This is a genomic window from Rhodanobacter denitrificans, from assembly GCF_003335105.1.
Taxonomy (GTDB): Bacteria; Pseudomonadota; Gammaproteobacteria; order Xanthomonadales; family Rhodanobacteraceae; genus Rhodanobacter; species Rhodanobacter denitrificans_A.
The window spans coordinates 101,872-116,540 of sequence record NZ_QFWQ01000004.1; the positions used below are offsets into that span (position 1 = coordinate 101,872).

At 69.1% G+C, this 14,669-nt stretch carries 16 protein-coding genes; 6 read left to right on the forward strand and 10 right to left on the reverse strand.

Annotated elements, in window-relative coordinates:
* Positions 1–25 precede the first annotated feature (25 nt).
* Positions 26–388: a hypothetical protein gene (locus tag DEO45_RS06180; protein WP_114341427.1), complete on the reverse strand. Its 363-nt coding sequence runs from the start codon at positions 386–388 to the stop codon at positions 26–28.
* A 196-nt stretch (positions 389–584) separates the two neighbouring features.
* On the opposite strand from DEO45_RS06180, the gene DEO45_RS06185 reads away from it, so the two are divergent.
* The gene (locus tag DEO45_RS06185) at positions 585–935 is read left to right on the forward strand and encodes a hypothetical protein (protein ID WP_114341428.1); all 351 of its coding nucleotides are present in this window, start codon (positions 585–587) and stop codon (positions 933–935) included.
* A gap of 78 nt (positions 936–1,013) precedes the next feature.
* Here the strand turns inward: DEO45_RS06185 and DEO45_RS06190 are convergent, their stop codons facing one another.
* The 6 genes from DEO45_RS06190 to DEO45_RS06215 form a co-directional block, all read right to left on the reverse strand.
* Positions 1,014–1,577: an NUDIX hydrolase gene (locus DEO45_RS06190; RefSeq protein WP_114341429.1), complete on the reverse strand. Its 564-nt coding sequence runs from the start codon at positions 1,575–1,577 to the stop codon at positions 1,014–1,016.
* A gap of 68 nt (positions 1,578–1,645) precedes the next feature.
* Positions 1,646–2,662 carry a magnesium and cobalt transport protein CorA gene (locus tag DEO45_RS06195; RefSeq protein WP_114341430.1) on the reverse strand — a complete coding sequence of 339 codons (1,017 nt, stop codon included), beginning with the start codon at positions 2,660–2,662 and terminating at the stop codon, positions 1,646–1,648.
* 72 nt (positions 2,663–2,734) lie between these two features.
* Positions 2,735–3,943: a DUF4105 domain-containing protein gene (locus tag DEO45_RS06200; protein ID WP_114341431.1), complete on the reverse strand. Its 1,209-nt coding sequence runs from the start codon at positions 3,941–3,943 to the stop codon at positions 2,735–2,737.
* Positions 3,944–3,949: 6 nt separating this feature from the next.
* The gene (locus DEO45_RS06205; protein ID WP_114341432.1) at positions 3,950–4,789 is read right to left on the reverse strand and encodes an HlyC/CorC family transporter; all 840 of its coding nucleotides are present in this window, start codon (positions 4,787–4,789) and stop codon (positions 3,950–3,952) included.
* 185 nt (positions 4,790–4,974) lie between these two features.
* A complete protein-coding gene (gene ybeY / locus DEO45_RS06210) occupies positions 4,975–5,436 on the reverse strand; it encodes an rRNA maturation RNase YbeY (protein WP_114341433.1) in 462 nt (153 codons plus the stop codon).
* On the reverse strand, positions 5,433–6,413 hold the full coding sequence (locus tag DEO45_RS06215) for a PhoH family protein (protein ID WP_114341434.1): 981 nt from the start codon (positions 6,411–6,413) through the stop codon (positions 5,433–5,435). Before DEO45_RS06215 ends, ybeY begins: the two co-directional genes overlap by 4 nt.
* Before the next feature lie 109 nt (positions 6,414–6,522).
* Here DEO45_RS06215 and DEO45_RS06220 point away from each other — a divergent pair, with 109 nt between their 5' ends.
* From DEO45_RS06220 to DEO45_RS06235, 4 genes are read left to right on the forward strand one after another with little or no spacing between them, the layout of a single operon-like run.
* Entirely contained in the window at positions 6,523–7,197 is a 675-nt protein-coding gene (locus DEO45_RS06220; RefSeq protein ID WP_114341852.1) for a TetR/AcrR family transcriptional regulator, read from the forward strand.
* Positions 7,194–8,168 carry an HlyD family secretion protein gene (locus DEO45_RS06225; RefSeq protein WP_114341435.1) on the forward strand — a complete coding sequence of 325 codons (975 nt, stop codon included), beginning with the start codon at positions 7,194–7,196 and terminating at the stop codon, positions 8,166–8,168. The genes DEO45_RS06220 and DEO45_RS06225 overlap by 4 nt, the downstream gene beginning before the upstream one ends.
* 23 nt (positions 8,169–8,191) lie before the next feature.
* Positions 8,192–9,124 carry an ABC transporter ATP-binding protein gene (locus DEO45_RS06230; RefSeq protein WP_114341856.1) on the forward strand — a complete coding sequence of 311 codons (933 nt, stop codon included), beginning with the start codon at positions 8,192–8,194 and terminating at the stop codon, positions 9,122–9,124.
* Positions 9,121–10,230: an ABC transporter permease gene (locus tag DEO45_RS06235; RefSeq protein ID WP_114341436.1), complete on the forward strand. Its 1,110-nt coding sequence runs from the start codon at positions 9,121–9,123 to the stop codon at positions 10,228–10,230. Before DEO45_RS06230 ends, DEO45_RS06235 begins: the two co-directional genes overlap by 4 nt.
* A gap of 22 nt (positions 10,231–10,252) precedes the next feature.
* Here DEO45_RS06235 and DEO45_RS06240 read toward each other — a convergent pair whose 3' ends face one another.
* Together DEO45_RS06240 and miaB are read right to left on the reverse strand one after the other, a co-directional pair.
* A complete protein-coding gene (locus tag DEO45_RS06240) occupies positions 10,253–10,744 on the reverse strand; it encodes a GNAT family N-acetyltransferase (protein ID WP_114341437.1) in 492 nt (163 codons plus the stop codon).
* The gene (gene miaB / locus DEO45_RS06245) at positions 10,741–12,108 is read right to left on the reverse strand and encodes a tRNA (N6-isopentenyl adenosine(37)-C2)-methylthiotransferase MiaB (RefSeq protein ID WP_114341438.1); all 1,368 of its coding nucleotides are present in this window, start codon (positions 12,106–12,108) and stop codon (positions 10,741–10,743) included. Before miaB ends, DEO45_RS06240 begins: the two co-directional genes overlap by 4 nt.
* 227 nt (positions 12,109–12,335) lie before the next feature.
* Here miaB and DEO45_RS06250 point away from each other — a divergent pair, with 227 nt between their 5' ends.
* On the forward strand, positions 12,336–13,463 hold the full coding sequence (locus DEO45_RS06250; RefSeq protein WP_114341439.1) for a lytic transglycosylase domain-containing protein: 1,128 nt from the start codon (positions 12,336–12,338) through the stop codon (positions 13,461–13,463).
* Positions 13,464–13,467: 4 nt separating this feature from the next.
* Here DEO45_RS06250 and DEO45_RS06255 read toward each other — a convergent pair whose 3' ends face one another.
* The gene (locus DEO45_RS06255; RefSeq protein WP_114341440.1) at positions 13,468–14,637 is read right to left on the reverse strand and encodes a S1C family serine protease; all 1,170 of its coding nucleotides are present in this window, start codon (positions 14,635–14,637) and stop codon (positions 13,468–13,470) included.
* Positions 14,638–14,669: the final 32 nt, after the last annotated feature.

The following is a 14,669-nucleotide window of genomic DNA, read 5'->3' on the forward strand; positions in this document are numbered from 1 at the left end:
TGCCGTCTGCAGCGGACGATCGCGGTTACCAGGTGCGCACGTCGACGATGCTGACGGTGAAGCTGCTCATGCCGGACTCGTAGTGGAACAGGCGGCCGAGGTCGAAGTTCACCCCGCTGCCGGGGGCGATGTTGGAGGTGCCGGCCGGCCAGCCCTGCTTGGTCTGCAGCACCTTGCCGTCGGCATCCTTGACGTCGACGCGCACCTGCGCGGCCGAAGGGGCGGCGCAGTTGTTGACCAGCTCGCCACGCAGGCTGATCCGCGTGGTGGAGCCCATGCTGTTGAACCCCGGCCGGAAATCCTTGATGGCGAAATCGGTGGGCGCACAGGCGGCGTGGGCGGCCAGCGGAGCGAGCAGCAATACGGTGGAGACGAGGAGTGTTTTCATGGGTATCGGCCATCCCGGTAAACGCTTTCAGCGCGGACATCGGGATCATCGGCAGCGCAGGCGGAACCTTTAAGGCCTCCTCGCGACCTCGGGCGCCTGCGCCGGGCTAAAGATTTCCGTGCGGCCGCCGACATGGAGAAGCCGACCATTACGTGCTTCCCGGTTTCCCTCACTCCCCACTGCCACTGGAGTCCCCATGAAAGCCTTCGCCGCTTCCGCCATGTTGCTGCTCGCCCCGCTGGCCGCCCACGCGGCCTGTGCGCCCACCGATTTCGCCATCAAGGACTTCCGGCCCGGCGTCGCCTCCTCGCGCCTCAGCCTGCGCGGCGAGCTGGTCAACAACTGTGCCGCCCCTTCGGCCGCGCAGATCCGCATCGAGATCAAGGACGCCGACGGCAAGGTGCTGCAGACCAAGCAGGGCTGGCCGGCCGGCACCTCCAACATCGCCCCCGGCAGCGCGGTGAATTTCGACCTGGGCCGCCTGTTCCGCTACGACACCAGCATGAGCAGCTACACCGCCAGCATCGTCGACGTGCGTTCCTGGTAAAGGGCGGGTCCACCCGACGAAAAAGGCTCCGCGGGGAGCCTTTTTCGTTTCGCGTGCCGGCGCCGCTGCGCCCGGGCGTCAGTGCCGGCCGTGCTCGATGAACCACAGCCCGGCGAACAGTTTCGGGTCGATCGAATAGCCCTCGGCGGCGCGGGCGAACAGCCAGCTGCCGGCTTCGCGGCGGGATACCTCGTGCACCACGATGTTCTCGGTTTCGTCGCCGCCGCCCGGGCCGACTTTCTCCAGGTCCCAGGCGCGCACGAAGGTGATCATCTCGGTGCTCATGCCGGACGAGGATGGCCCGCGATGGATGAACTCCACCCGCTGGCAGCGGTAGCCGGTCTCCTCCTCCAGCTCGCGCCGGGCGGCGAGCAGGGCGTCCTCGCCCTCGCGCCCCCGTTCGTCGCCGACCAGTCCGGCCGGCATCTCGATGGTGTTCTGCAGGATCGACACGCGGTACTGCTCGACGAACAGCACCTTGTCCTCGGGCGTCACCGCCAGGATGATCGCCGCGCCACCGGGATTGTTGCGCTCTGCATACTCCCAGCGGCCGCGCTTGCGCAGGCTCAGCCAGCGGCCCTCATGCAGGGTTTCCACCGGGGCATCGGCGTCGGCGGGGATGCGGCTTGCGGAGTCGTTCATCGGTGATCGCATGCGGGTGAAGGCTGGCGGACATCTTGAACGTTCCGCATGACAGCGACAACCGCCCGCTACAGCCACTTCGCGCGCTTGAGCCCGAGGTAGATGCCGCCGACCACGCAGCCCACCACCATGATGATGGTGGGGTAGGCCCAGGGCTGGGCGAGCTCGGGCATGTGGGTGAAGTTCATGCCGTACCAGCTGGTGAGGAGGGTCGGCGCGGCGAGCATCGCGGCCCAGCCGGCAAGTTTCTTCATCACCTCGTTCTGACGCAGGCTCACCAGCGAGAGGTTGACGTTGATCGCGGCAGTGAGCATCTCGCGCATGGCGCCGATTGCCTCGTTGACGCGGAAGGCGTGGTCGTAGACGTCGCGGAAATACGCGTGCAGCTGCTCCGGGATCAGCTCCTGGTGCAGCCGGATCAACTGGTTGACGATGTCCTGCAGCGGCGCCACCGCCAGGCGCAGCGTCATCAGGTCGCGCTGCATGTCGTACAGCCGGCGCACCGTGCTGCTCTTGAACGTCTCGCCGAAGATGTCGTGCTCGAGCTGCTGCACTTCCTCGCGGAAGTCACGCACGATCGGCAGCAGGTTGTCGACGATGAAATCGAGCACGCCGTACAGCGCGTAGCTCGGACCGTTCGCCAGCAGTTCCGGCGTGTGCTCGCAGGTGCGCCGCGCCGGCGCGTAGGACTGCGAGGCGCCGTGGCGCACGGTGACCAGGTAGCGCGCGCCGAAGAAGATGTGCGTCTCGCCGAACGCCAGTTCGCCGTTGACCAGCTGTGCGGTCTGCACCACCAGGAACAGCGAGTCGCCGTAGGTTTCCAGCTTGGTGCGCTGGTGCGCGGCATGCGCGTCCTCGATGGCCAGGTCGTGCAGGCCGAACTCGTCCTGGATCTTCTCCAGCAAGGCCTCGTCCGGCTCGTACAGGCCGACCCAGACGAAGGTGTCCGGCTCAGCCAGCACGTCGCTGATCCCGTCGATGGTGACGTCGCCGATCCGCGTGCCGTCGTTCCTGTAGGCGATGCAGTTGACCACCATCGGCTGATCGGTGGTCGGTGTCGCGGCCGGCGGCGTGGTCAGGTTCATGCGCGCATGATGCCCCGCGCCCGCAGACGGGGCAATTGAGCCATTGCGAACGCGACCCCGCTGCAGCCGCAGCTACCGGTTCCGGCGCAGGCTCCAGGCCAGTGCCAGCCAGCACGGCAGGGCGAACAGCAGCCACGGCTGGTTCTGCTGCACGGTGCCGGGCAGCAGGTGCAGCAGCACGGCGGCCACGCAGGCGAGCAGCTGCAGCGCGATCACGCCGTCGATGAAGCGCGAGGCGGCAAGACCGCGGCGCGAACGCCACAACGTCGGCAGCAGCAGGAAGGCCAGCGGATTGAACAGCAGCAGGTTCGCATTGGCCCACGCCGAGTGGTGGATGGTCAGCGTCCACAGCACCAGCAGCAGCAGGCCGGTCATGCCGGCCGCGAGCAGGTACAGCGTGCCGAGCAGGGCGTAGCCGGTCGGCCAGCGGCGTCGGGCGAGCACGGTCAGCGCGGCCAGCAGCAGGCCGGCCAGGGTCAGCGGCAGGCGCAGGTCGGGCGCGGTCGTCGGTGGCACGTCCAGCCGGTTCGGCGAGACGAGCTGCTCGTCCTGCAGCAGCGGGCGCAGGCCGCCATGGCCGTCGGCGACGCGCACCTCGCGCAGCTGCGCCTGCAGCACCTCGGGCAGGAAGCTTTCCTGCCAGGCATTCAACGGCTGGTCGGCATATGGCCCCAGTCCCAGGTCGAGCAGCAGCATCAGCCAGGGCTGCGCGCTCATCAGCCGCACCGTCTGCTGGCGATAGGTCATGCCGCCGGCGCGTGCCTTCAGGCGTGTTTCCAGCATGCCGCCGAGCGCCTTGTCCAGCGCGTCGCGCACGCGGGTGGTGCAGTTGTCGACGTAGTAGTCGTAGGCGTAGCCGGCGTTTTCCGGACGCAGGTTCCACAGCAGGAAGTCGCGCAGCGCGGCGGACTGTTCGGCCGTCAGCGCCAGCCGCTGGCGGGTGATCGAACGGCCGGCCTCGACGTAGTAGCGCTCGTCCTGGTCGCTCGGCGCCGCGTCCATCAGGTAATGCATGCGGCCGCGGGCGAAGTTCAGCAGGAAGTTCTTCTCGCTGAAATCGAACACGCCGTAGTTGAAGTTGACCGCTTCGCCCGAAACCGTGTCGCGCAGTTCGATCGCGTCGTGGCCGAAGCGTTCCCAGTAGGTTTCGCCCGGACCGTAGGTGACCAGCGATACCTCGAGGTTGGCGCCGGGCGCGTTGGCGACGCTGGCGTGGGCGGCCGGGAACGCGGCCAGCAGCAACAGCGCGAGCAGCAGGAGGTTGCGGCAGACCAGGTTCATGCGGCGCTACTGCTTGACCACGCGGAACGCCTGCACGCGGCGATCGTCGGCTTCGGTGACGTGGAACAGATAGTCGCCGATGCGGACCTCTTCGCCGGCTTCGGGCAGGTGGCCGAACTCGGCGGTGACCATGCCGCCGACGGTGTCGTATTCCTCGTCGGAGAAATCCGTGCCGGCCTGCTCATTGAAATCCTCGATCGGGGTCAGCGCGCTGACCAGCCAGTCGCCGCCGGGCTGTTCGTGCATCAGCTCGGGCTCTTCCTCGTCGTCGTGCTCGTCGTCGATCTCGCCGACGATCTGCTCCAGCACGTCCTCGATGGTGACCAGGCCGGCGACGCCGCCGTATTCGTTGACCACCAGCGCCATGTGGTTGCGGGTCAGACGAAACTCTTCCAGCAGCACGTTCAGCCGCATCGACTCGGGGATCAGCACGGCCGGGCGCAGGATCGCGCGGATGTCGAAGTGCTCGGCGGCGCCGAAGTACTTCAGCAGGTCCTTGGCCAGCAGGATGCCGAGGATCTCGTCCTTGTCCTCGCCGTGCACCGGGAAGCGCGAGTGGCCGGATTCGACCACGGCGGCGAGGATGTCGGGCAGCGGCGACTCGGCCGCCAGCATCACGATCTGCATGCGCGGGACCATCACGTCGTCCACGCTCAGTTCGGTGACCTTGATCGCCCCCTCGACCATGGTGAGGGTATCCACGGACAGCAGTCCGTTGGTCTGGGCGGAACGCAATTCCTCGATCAGCTCGTCGCGGTTGCGCGGCTCGCCGGAAAACATGTGGCCCAGTCGATCCCACCAGGTTCGGTGGGCCGGGCCGCTGGTACTGCCAGGGTCGTCGCTCATTACTCGTTGGGAATCTGCCCGAAACCGGGCGGAAGGCCGATTCTAGCGGAAATAACGTGACGGTTCAGGGCACAAGCGCGCTGTAGCTCATCCCCCCCTGTGTGGCAGGGGAGGGAGCCAGGGCGCTCAGGCGGGGCCGGTGCTGTTGCTCCTCCCCTGCGCTGCAAGGGACGGAGCAAGGCACGTCAAACGTACGGATCGGCGATGCCCAGGCCGGCGAGAATGCGGGTTTCCAGCGCTTCCATCGCCTCGGCCTCGGCTTCCTCGACGTGGTCGTGACCGAGCAGGTGCAGCACGCCGTGGACGGTGAGATGGGCCCAGTGGTCGCGCGGCGATTTGCCATGCTCGGCCGCCTCGCGCAGCACCACCGGGGCGCAGATCGCCAGGTCGCCGATCAGCGGCAGCGCCACCCCGGGCGGCAGCTCGGCGGGGAACGACAGCACGTTGGTGGCGTAATCCTTGCTGCGGTAGTCGCGATTCAGCGCGCGGCCTTCGTCGGCATCGACGATGCGGATCGCCAGCTCGGTGCTCTTGCGCCGCCTCGCGCCGCGCAGCGCCGCCTCGACCCAGCGGCGGAAGCTGGCCGGCGCGGGCAGGCCGGCGCGCGGCACCGCATAGCCGACGGCGAGCGTCAGCATCGCGCTCATTCGCCGCCCTCGTCCTTCTGCTCGAACGCCTCGTAGGCGCGCACGATCTTCGCCACCAGCGGGTGGCGCACCACGTCGCGCGAGGTGAAGAAGGTGAAGCTGATGCCGCCCACGCCGCGCAGCACCTCGATCGCCTGGCGCAGGCCCGAGCGGGTGTTGCGCGGCAGGTCGACCTGGGTGACGTCGCCGGTGATCACCGCCACCGTGCCGAAGCCGATGCGCGTCAGGAACATCTTCATCTGCTCGACCGTGGTGTTCTGCGCCTCGTCGAGGATCACGTACGAATCGTTCAAGGTGCGCCCGCGCATGTAGGCCAGCGGGGCGATCTCGATCACGTTGCGCTCGATCAGCTTGGCGACTTTCTCGAAGCCGAGCATCTCGTACAGCGCGTCGTACAGCGGGCGCAGGTAGGGGTCGACCTTCTGCGACAGGTCGCCGGGCAGGAAGCCCAGCTTCTCGCCGGCCTCGACCGCCGGGCGCACCAGAATCAGCCGCTGCACCCGGTTCGCCTCCAGCGCCTCGACCGCGCTGGCCACCGCCAGGTAGGTCTTGCCGGTGCCGGCCGGGCCCACGCCGAAGTTGATGTCGTGGCCGGCAATCGCATGCAGGTAGCGCGCCTGGTTCGGGCCGCGGCCCTTGATCACGCCGCGCTTGACCTTGATCGCCACTTCCTGGGCGCCTTCGGCGGCCGCCTCGTTGATCGCGTCGATGCCGGATTCGGCCAGCTGCAGGTTGATCCGCGCGCCGGTCAGCGCTTCGTCGCCGGTGGCGGCGTACAGCGCGCGCAGCACCTTCTCGGCGGCGCGCGCTGCGGCGTCCTCGCCGATCACCTGGAAGATGCCGCCGCGATGGTTGATCTCCACGCCGAGGCGCAGCTCGATCTGGCGCAGGTGTTCGTCGAACGGCCCGCACAGGTTGGCGAGGCGGGCGTTGTCTTCGGGATCGAGGGTGAAATCGCGCTGGTTGAGTTCGCTCATAGGGGCGCGAGAGTAGCGCGCCGCTGCCGGAAGAGCCACGACGACGGCCTGCGGCAAGGACGGCGGCGGGGTGGTTGCATATAATTAATTGTTGAATTAATTTATGTACATGACTACTCCCAACAAGCCGGCGAAACCCGGGCGTCGCGCCGGGCGTCCCAGCGGCGACGATCTGGACCTGCGCTCGCGGCTGCTGGATGTCGCGATCGAGCGGTTTGCGCAGGCCGGGATCGGCGCGACCCCGCTGCGGGCGATCGCCACCGCCGCCGGCGTCACGCCGGCGATGCTGCACTACTACTTCGGCGACAAGGCGCGGCTGGTCCGTGCGGTGATCGACGAACGGCTGCTGCCGGTATTCGTGCCGCTGCGCGCGCAACTGGAGCAGGCCGGCGGCGATCCGATGGCGCTGATCGAAGGCTTCGTGCACGGCATCGGCGTGGTGGTGGCGCGCCATCCGTGGCTGCCGCCGCTGTGGGTGTGCGAGGTGCTGTGCGAGGGTGGCGCGCTGCGCGAGGTGTTGTTCGCCGAGGGCGTGCCCGGCGTGCCGCAGCTGCTGGCCGGGCGCTTCGCGGCGGCGCAGGCGGATGGACGGCTGAACGCCGGCCTGGATCCGCGCCTGCTGGTCGTCTCGCTGGTCGGCCTGACCCTGTTTCCTGCCGCCGGCGCGCCGATCTGGCGGCGCGCATTCGGTGCCGAAGGGCTGGGACCCGAGGCGATGTCGCAGCACACGCTTGCGCTGCTGGGTGGGGGCGTCGTTGCCAGGGAACCGGGAGAAGCCGCATGAAAATCGCACGCACGATTTGCCGCCTGTCGCCGGTCGTCCTGCTTGCCGTCGCCGGTCTTGCCGGTTGCGGCAAATCGCCGCCGCAGGCACTGGGCACGCTCGAATACGACCGCATTACCCTGCCGGCGCCGGCCGCCGAACGCATCGTGGCGATCGACGTGCGCGAGGGCGAGCAGGTCAAGGCGGGCCAGTCGCTGCTGCAACTGGATCCCGCGCATACCCGCGCCGAACTCGCCGCGGCACAGGCGCAGGCGCGGCAGCAGCGCGAGGTATTGGCCGAACTCGAAACCGGGCCGCGCCGCGAGGACATCGACAAGGCGCGGGCGAACCTCGCCGCGGCACAGGCACAGGCACGCGAGGCGCGTGCCTACTACGCGCGGCTGGCTCCGCTGAAGGGCAACGGCTACGTGGCTGCGGCCGACCTCGACCGCGCACGCGCCACGGCCGGCAACGCCGATGGCCAGGTGGCGGCGGCGCAGGCCGCGCTGGACGAATTGCGGCACGGCACCCGACCGGAGCAGATCGCGCAAGCGCAAGCGGCGCTGGCGGCCGCGGACGCACAGGCAGGCGCGCAGCAGGTGCTGCTGGGCAAGCTGGCCGTCGTGGCCCCTCGCGCCGGGCGCATCGACAGCCTGCCGTACAAGCTCGGCGACCAGGCGCCGGTCGGCTCGCCGCTGGCGATCCTGCTGGCCGGCGATGCGCCGTACGCGCGCATCTACGTACCGGTGCAGCAACGCGCCGGCGTGCGCGTCGGCGACGCCATCCGGATTTTCGTGGCCGGCCGCGACCAACCGTATGCCGGCAAGGTGCGGATGATCCGCAGCGAGCCGGATTTCACCCCGTACTACGCGCTGATCGGCGACGACGCGGCGCGGCTGAGCTACCTCGCGGAAGTCGCGCTGGGGGCGGACGCGGCGGAACTGCCTGCCGGCCTGCCAGTGCATGCCGAACTCCGCGAGGCCGCGAAGTGACCGCCGCCGACGACAGCGTGGCGATCCGCGCGCGCGGGTTGACCCGGCGCTTCGGCAAGCTGGTCGCGGTGGACCATGTCGATCTCGAAGTGCCGATGAAGCGCGTGTACGGCTTTCTCGGTCCCAACGGCTCGGGCAAATCCACCACCATCCGCATGCTGTGCGGGCTGCTGACGCCGAGTGAGGGCGAGATCGAGGTGCTTGGCCTGCGCATCCCGGCGCAAGCCGACGAGCTGCGCCCGCGCATCGGCTACATGACGCAGAAGTTCTCGTTGTTCGAGGACCTCAGCGTGCGCGAGAACCTGGAGTTCCTCGCCGCGATCCAGGGCGTGCCGAAGGCGACCACGAAACGCCGCATCGACGAGCTGATCGCGCAGTACCATTTCGGCGATCGCCAGCAGCAGCTGGCCGGCACCATGAGCGGTGGCCAGAAGCAGCGCCTGGCGCTGGCCTGCGCGGTGATCCACGAGCCGCAGCTGCTGTTCCTCGACGAGCCCACCAGTGCAGTCGATCCGGAATCGCGCCGCGATTTTTGGGAGAAGCTCTTTGAGCTGGCCGATGCCGGCACCACGCTGCTGGTCTCCACCCATCTGATGGACGAGGCCGAGCGCTGCCATCGGCTGGCCATCCTCGATCGCGGCGTGCTGGTGGCCGACGGCACGCCGCATGAGCTGACCGCGCGGCTGGAGGGGCGCACCTTCACCGTCGAGGCGACCGATCCGCGCCGGGCCCAGCGCACGCTGGTCGACGTGCCTGGCGTGCTTGGCGTGGCCCAGGTCGGCAATACCCTGCGCGTGCTGGGTGCTGACGGTGCCGGCGACGCGCCGCAGCGCATGGGGCAGGCGCTGGCCGCGGCGGGGCAGCCGGCGAGGGTCGTCCCCGCGCCGCCGAACCTCGAGGACGTGTTCGTCGCCGCCACGCGCAACGGCAGTGTCGACCGGGAGCGCGCCGCATGAACTGGCGCCGGCTGTGGGCGATCGTGGTCAAGGAACTGCGCCAGCTGCGCCGCGACCGCATCACGCTGGCAATGGTGATCGGCATACCGGCGATCCAGCTGGTGCTGTTCGGCTACGCGATCAACACCAATCTGCGCGGGCTGGACGCCGGCATCGCCGACCAGGCCAACACCGCCGGCTCGCGGGCGCTGGTGCTGGACATGCTGGCAACCGGCGTGGTCGCGCCGGTGGCCAGGGCGGATACGCCGCAGGAACTGATGGCGATGATCCGGCGCGGGCGGATCGGCATCGGCATCGTGGTGCCGCCGGATTTCGAGCGACGGCGCATCGACGGCCGCGAGGTGGCGCAGGTGCTGGTCGACGGCAGCGACACGGCGGTGCAGGCCGCCGCCGCGCAGCTCGCGCAGACCCCGCTGGACAGCGCCGCGCCGGACATGCGGGCGCCGCTGGCCAGCACGCCCCCGGGCGGCCGGATCAGCGTGGTCGGTTTCTACAACCCGCAGCGGCGCTCGGCGCTCAACATCGTGCCCGGCCTGATCGGGGTGATCCTGACCATGACCATGGTGCTGTTCACGGCCATCGCGGTCGTGCGCGAGCGCGAGCGCGGCAACATGGAGCTGCTGATCGCCACGCCTCTGAGCAGCACCGAGCTGATGGTCGGCAAGGTGCTGCCGTACGTGGCGATCGGCCTGGTGCAGACCAGCGTGGTGCTGGCGCTGGGCGTGTGGCTGTTCGATGTGCCCATCCGCGGCAGCCTGCTCGAGGTGTACCTGGCGTCGGGGCTGCTGATCCTCGCCAACCTCGCGCTGGGCCTGCTGATCTCCACCCGTGCGCAGTCGCAGTTCCAGGCGATGCAGATGACGTTCTTCGTGTTCTTGCCGTCGATCCTGCTGTCCGGCTTCATGTTCCCGTTCGCCGGCATGCCGAAGTCGGTGCAGTGGTTCGCCGAGGTGCTGCCGCTGACCCATTTCCTGCGCCTGATCCGCGGCGTGATGCTGCGCGGCGCCGGCCTGCGGGAGATGTGGGGCGAGGTACTGGCGCTGGCCGCCTTCACCCTGCTGATGATGGCGCTGGCGATCCTGCGTTTCCGCAAGCGGCTGGACTGAACCGCCGCGCCCGGCCCTCCGGTTACAGCATGCAGTGCATCACGTAGATGTCGGTGGGGCCGAGTTGCGCGTGGCGGAACGCACCCGGCACCTGGCCGACGATGCGGAAGCCGTGGCGCTGCCACAGTCGCACCGCGGTGGTGTTGCTGACCACCACGCAGTTGAACTGCATCGCGGTGAAGCCGGCGTGCCTGGCCTGCTCCAGCGAGTGCTCGCACAGTGCCGAGGCGATGCCCTGGCCGCGCGCCTCCGGCGCCACCATGTAGCTGCCGTTGGCCACGTGATCACCCGGCCCCATCTGATTGGGCGCCAGCCGGTAACAGCCCAGCGCCTGGCCGTCGCGTTCGGCGACGAAGCAGCGTGCCGGCGGCGTGGTCCAGATGGTGCGGGCCTGTTCGAGACCGATGTCGCGTGGGTAGGTGTAGGTGTCACCGCCGGCAGCGATCGCCTGGAAGAACGGCCACACCCGCACGAACTCGCCCGCGCCGATTTCGCGGATCACCAGCTCGCTCATGAAGCCACGGCAACCGTTTCGCCGGGCGTATTCACCCGCCCGCGCAGCGAGTTGCTCATCGCATCGGTGATCACCACGTCGACGAACTGGCCGATCAGGCGCGGATGGCCGGCGAAGTTCACGTAGCGCATGTTCTCGGTGCGGCCGCTGAGTTCATCCGGGTTGCGCGTGCTGGGCTTCTCCACCAGTACGCGCTGCACGGTGCCGACCATCGCCTGGTTGATCTTCCGCGCGTTGGCGTTGATCGCGGCTTGCAGGCGTTCGAGGCGCTGGTGCTTCACCGCCATCGGCGTGTCGTCGGCAAGGTTCGCCGCCGGCGTGCCGGGGCGCGCGGAAAAGATGAAGGAGAAGCTCTGGTCGAAGCCGACGTCGTCGATCAGCTTCATGGTCTTCCCGAAATCCTCGTCGGTCTCGCCGGGGAAGCCCACGATGAAGTCGGACGACACGCAGATGTCCGGCCGCACCGCGCGCAGCTTGCGGATCTTCTGCTTGAACTCCAGCGCGGTGTAGCCGCGCTTCATCGCGCCGAGGATGCGGTCGGAGCCGGCCTGCACCGGCAGGTGCAGGTAGTTCGCCAGCTGCGGCACGTTGGCGTAGGCCTCGATCAGCGAGTCGGAGAACTCCAGCGGATGCGAGGTGGTGAAGCGGATGCGGCCAATGCCGTCGATCTGCGCGATGGCGTGGATCAGCACGGCGAGGTCGGCGATGCCGCCGTCGTGGGTGGGACCACGGTAGGCGTTGACGTTCTGGCCGAGTAGGTTGACCTCGCGCACGCCCTGCGCGGCGAGTCGGGCGACTTCCACCAGCACGTCGTCGAACGGCCGGCTGATCTCCTCGCCGCGGGTGTAGGGCACCACGCAGTACGAGCAGTACTTGGAGCAGCCTTCCATGATCGAGACGAAGGCGGTCGGGCCCTCGGCGCGCGGCTCGGGCAGGCGGTCGAACTTCTCGATCTCGGGGAAGGAGATGTCCACCTGCGGCTTGCCGGTCTCGCGCTGCTTCTCGATCAGTTCGGGCAGGCGGTGCAGGGTCTGCGGGCCGAACACCAGGTCCACGTAGGGCGCGCGCTTGACGATCGCCGCGCCTTCCTGCGACGCCACGCAGCCGCCGACGCCGATCAGCACCGGCTTGCCGTGCTGCTTGTGCTGCTTCCAGCGGCCGAGCTGGCTGAACACCTTCTCCTGCGCCTTCTCGCGGATCGAGCAGGTGTTGATCAGGATCACGTCCGCCTCGGACTCGTCCTGGGTCAGCTCCAGCCCATGCGAGGCCTTGAGCACGTCGGCCATCTTGGCCGAGTCGTACTCGTTCATCTGGCAGCCGTGGGTCTTGATGAAAAGTTTGTGGAGAGCTGGTTTGCCGCTCATGGGCGTGGGTACCGTGGTGCGTGAGGTCGGACTCGCCATCCGATGGACCGCGCAGTTTACCCCCGCGCAGGCGCCGTCGCCAGCAATTCGACATGGCGGATCAATCACTTGCGGAGGCAGGGGCGGCCGGGCACTGGTTCCGCTCGTGGCTGCCCGGAACGTCGCATGGCGCACGGAATCGCCAGTTCGCACTTGGCGCTGGCCGCGGCTGGCGGCACACTGCGCCCATGTTCGGCGTCGCAAGCCATGGGGGAAGCGTCGATCGGCCCGCCGGGGGCTTCCCATTGCATTCGATCCTTTGCGGGATCGCGCTCGGCTGCGCGCTGTGGTGGTCGCCGGCCGGAGCGCGCACGCTGTACCAGTGCACCGGCTCCAGCGGCGAGGCGGTCTTCAGCAGCAGCAAGGCCGGCTACCAAGGCTGCAAGGCGGTCGGAGGCTATGCCGCGCCGGCGCCCCGGCGCCATGCCATGCCGCCGCGGGCCGCACTGAACCGGGTGGCCGGCACGGTGCAGACCACGGCCGATCCGCTGCAGGCGCCAGTTGCGGGGGCGGCCTCGCTGGCCGGCGTGCGCGGCACGGTCGAGACCAGCGCACGGCGCCTCGTCGCGGAGCCGCAGGGGCGGGCTTCGCTGGCCGCGGTGCGGGGTTCGGTGGTGACAGGCGGTGCGGCGCTTCCCGCGGCAACGGAAACGTCCGCTGCGGCGGAGCCGGCGTGGGCCGCCCGGAAAGCCGAGGCATCGGCAACCCGGTCGGTCGAGCGCACCTACTACTACAAGGTCGTGCATGCCGACGGCAGCATGTATCTAGGGGATCACTCGCCTCAGCTGCAGAAGGGCGACTTGCTCACCAAGACCTTCGTCGAATACATCAAGACCTGCGCCGCCTGCGATCTGCATTCGCCGATTCACTGGAATTCGACGCGGCTCAACCTGATTGCCTACGCCGACACGATCCGCGCCGCCAGCGTCGAGTACAGCGTGGACGAAGCGTTCCTGCGCGCGATCATCCACGCCGAGAGCGCGTTCAATCCGCGCGCGCTGTCGCTCAAGGGCGCGCAGGGGCTGATGCAGCTGATGCCGGGCACGGCCAGCGACATGGGCGTGCTGGACGCGTTCGACTCCGACCAGAACATCCGCGGCGGCGCGCGCTACCTGGGCCTGCTGCTGCGCGACTTCGGCGGCAACGAGCGGCTGGCCGCCGCGGCCTACAACGCCGGCCCCGGCGCGGTGCAGCGCTACAAGGGCGTGCCGCCGTATGCCGAGACGCAGGTCTACGTGGAGCGCGTGGACACCCTGCGCAAGCGCTACGGTGCGGCGATCCATCCGCCGCTGGCGGTGGCGCGCGGGCCGGGCTGAGCGGTCAGCCGCCCGGCATGCCGTCGGCGCTCATCGCCGGGCGCTGGACCAGGGTGGCCTCGAGATGGAACGGGTTGCCGTTGCGCAGGCCCGAGATCTCCACCTTGCTGCCGGGCTTGAGCGCGGCCTCGTGCCGGCGCAGGTCGGTCGGGTCGAGGATGTCCTCGCTGCCGATGCGCAGCAGGATGTCGCGCGGCCGGATGCCGGCCAGTGCGGCCGGGCCGCCGGGATAGACCGCGGTGACCAGGGCGCCGCGCGCCGCCGCAGGCAGGCCGCTGTTGGCGGCCACCGGCACGAACGCGTAGTCGGCGCCGAGCCAGCCGCGCACCACGTGGCCGGTGGCGATGATCTGGTCCAGCACCTTCTTGGCCGTGGTCACCGGGATCGCGAAGCCGATGCCCTCGGCGCCGGCGGCCTTGCCGATCAGCAGGGTGTTGATGCCGACCAGCTCGCCCTCGGCGTTGACCAGGGCGCCGCCGGAATTGCCCAGGTTGATGGCGGCGTCGGTCTGGATGAAGTCCTCCGCGCTGGAGCCGTTCAACTGGCGGCCGATCGCGCTGACGATGCCCATCGTCACGGTCTGGTTGAGGCCGAGCGGGTTGCCGATCGCCAGCACCACGTCGCCGGGCCGCAGCGGCTGCCCGGCGATGCGGATCACCGGCAGGTTGCTGGCGTCGATCTTCAGCACCGCCAGGTCGGATTCCTCGTCCGCGCCGACCAGGCTGGCCTTGGCGATGCGGCCGTCGTACAGCAGCACCTGGATGTCGGCGGCGTGCGCGATCACATGGTTGTTGGTCAATACGTAACCCTGGCCCCGGGCGCTGACGATGACGCCGGAACCGAGGGTCTGCTCGCGGTGCTGGAACGTAGTGGGCTGGCCGCCGAACAATTGCTGCAACACCGGGTTGTCGTACATCCGCACGGCCTGTTCGGTGACGATCTTGTTGGCGTAGATGTTGACCACCGAGGGTGCCGCGGCCGCCACGGCATCGGCGTAGGATACGGGGCCGCCCGCGCTGCGGGGCTGGCTGGCCGGCGCTGGCGCCGTCAGGCCGAAGCGCGCGCGCAGGCGCTCGCCGCTGCCGGGCCAGAACAGGCCGACCACGAATGCCATCGCCAGGCCGAGGATGGCGAAGCGGGCGATGAAGAGGAGGGTGCCGGCGGCATGTCTCATGTCGTGAATGGGGAGTCCGGCGGGTCGTGGCG

What these genes read in the sequence shown, in the direction of transcription:
- DEO45_RS06255 (WP_114341440.1), bottom strand. Translation starts at nt 14,637, where the DNA reads ATGAGACATGCCGCCGGCACCCTCCTCTTCATCGCCCGCTTCGCCATC.
- DEO45_RS06195 (WP_114341430.1), bottom strand. Translation starts at nt 2,662, where the DNA reads ATGAACCTGACCACGCCGCCGGCCGCGACACCGACCACCGATCAGCCG.
- DEO45_RS06185 (WP_114341428.1), top strand. Translation starts at nt 585, where the DNA reads ATGAAAGCCTTCGCCGCTTCCGCCATGTTGCTGCTCGCCCCGCTGGCC.
- DEO45_RS06205 (WP_114341432.1), bottom strand. Translation starts at nt 4,789, where the DNA reads ATGAGCGACGACCCTGGCAGTACCAGCGGCCCGGCCCACCGAACCTGG.
- miaB (WP_114341438.1), bottom strand. Translation starts at nt 12,108, where the DNA reads ATGAGCGGCAAACCAGCTCTCCACAAACTTTTCATCAAGACCCACGGC.
- DEO45_RS06240 (WP_114341437.1), bottom strand. Translation starts at nt 10,744, where the DNA reads ATGAGCGAGCTGGTGATCCGCGAAATCGGCGCGGGCGAGTTCGTGCGG.
- DEO45_RS06235 (WP_114341436.1), top strand. Translation starts at nt 9,121, where the DNA reads ATGAACTGGCGCCGGCTGTGGGCGATCGTGGTCAAGGAACTGCGCCAG.
- DEO45_RS06220 (WP_114341852.1), top strand. Translation starts at nt 6,523, where the DNA reads ATGACTACTCCCAACAAGCCGGCGAAACCCGGGCGTCGCGCCGGGCGT.
- DEO45_RS06200 (WP_114341431.1), bottom strand. Translation starts at nt 3,943, where the DNA reads ATGAACCTGGTCTGCCGCAACCTCCTGCTGCTCGCGCTGTTGCTGCTG.
- DEO45_RS06250 (WP_114341439.1), top strand. Translation starts at nt 12,336, where the DNA reads ATGTTCGGCGTCGCAAGCCATGGGGGAAGCGTCGATCGGCCCGCCGGG.
- DEO45_RS06215 (WP_114341434.1), bottom strand. Translation starts at nt 6,413, where the DNA reads ATGAGCGAACTCAACCAGCGCGATTTCACCCTCGATCCCGAAGACAAC.
- DEO45_RS06190 (WP_114341429.1), bottom strand. Translation starts at nt 1,577, where the DNA reads ATGAACGACTCCGCAAGCCGCATCCCCGCCGACGCCGATGCCCCGGTG.
- DEO45_RS06180 (WP_114341427.1), bottom strand. Translation starts at nt 388, where the DNA reads ATGAAAACACTCCTCGTCTCCACCGTATTGCTGCTCGCTCCGCTGGCC.
- ybeY (WP_114341433.1), bottom strand. Translation starts at nt 5,436, where the DNA reads ATGAGCGCGATGCTGACGCTCGCCGTCGGCTATGCGGTGCCGCGCGCC.
- DEO45_RS06225 (WP_114341435.1), top strand. Translation starts at nt 7,194, where the DNA reads ATGAAAATCGCACGCACGATTTGCCGCCTGTCGCCGGTCGTCCTGCTT.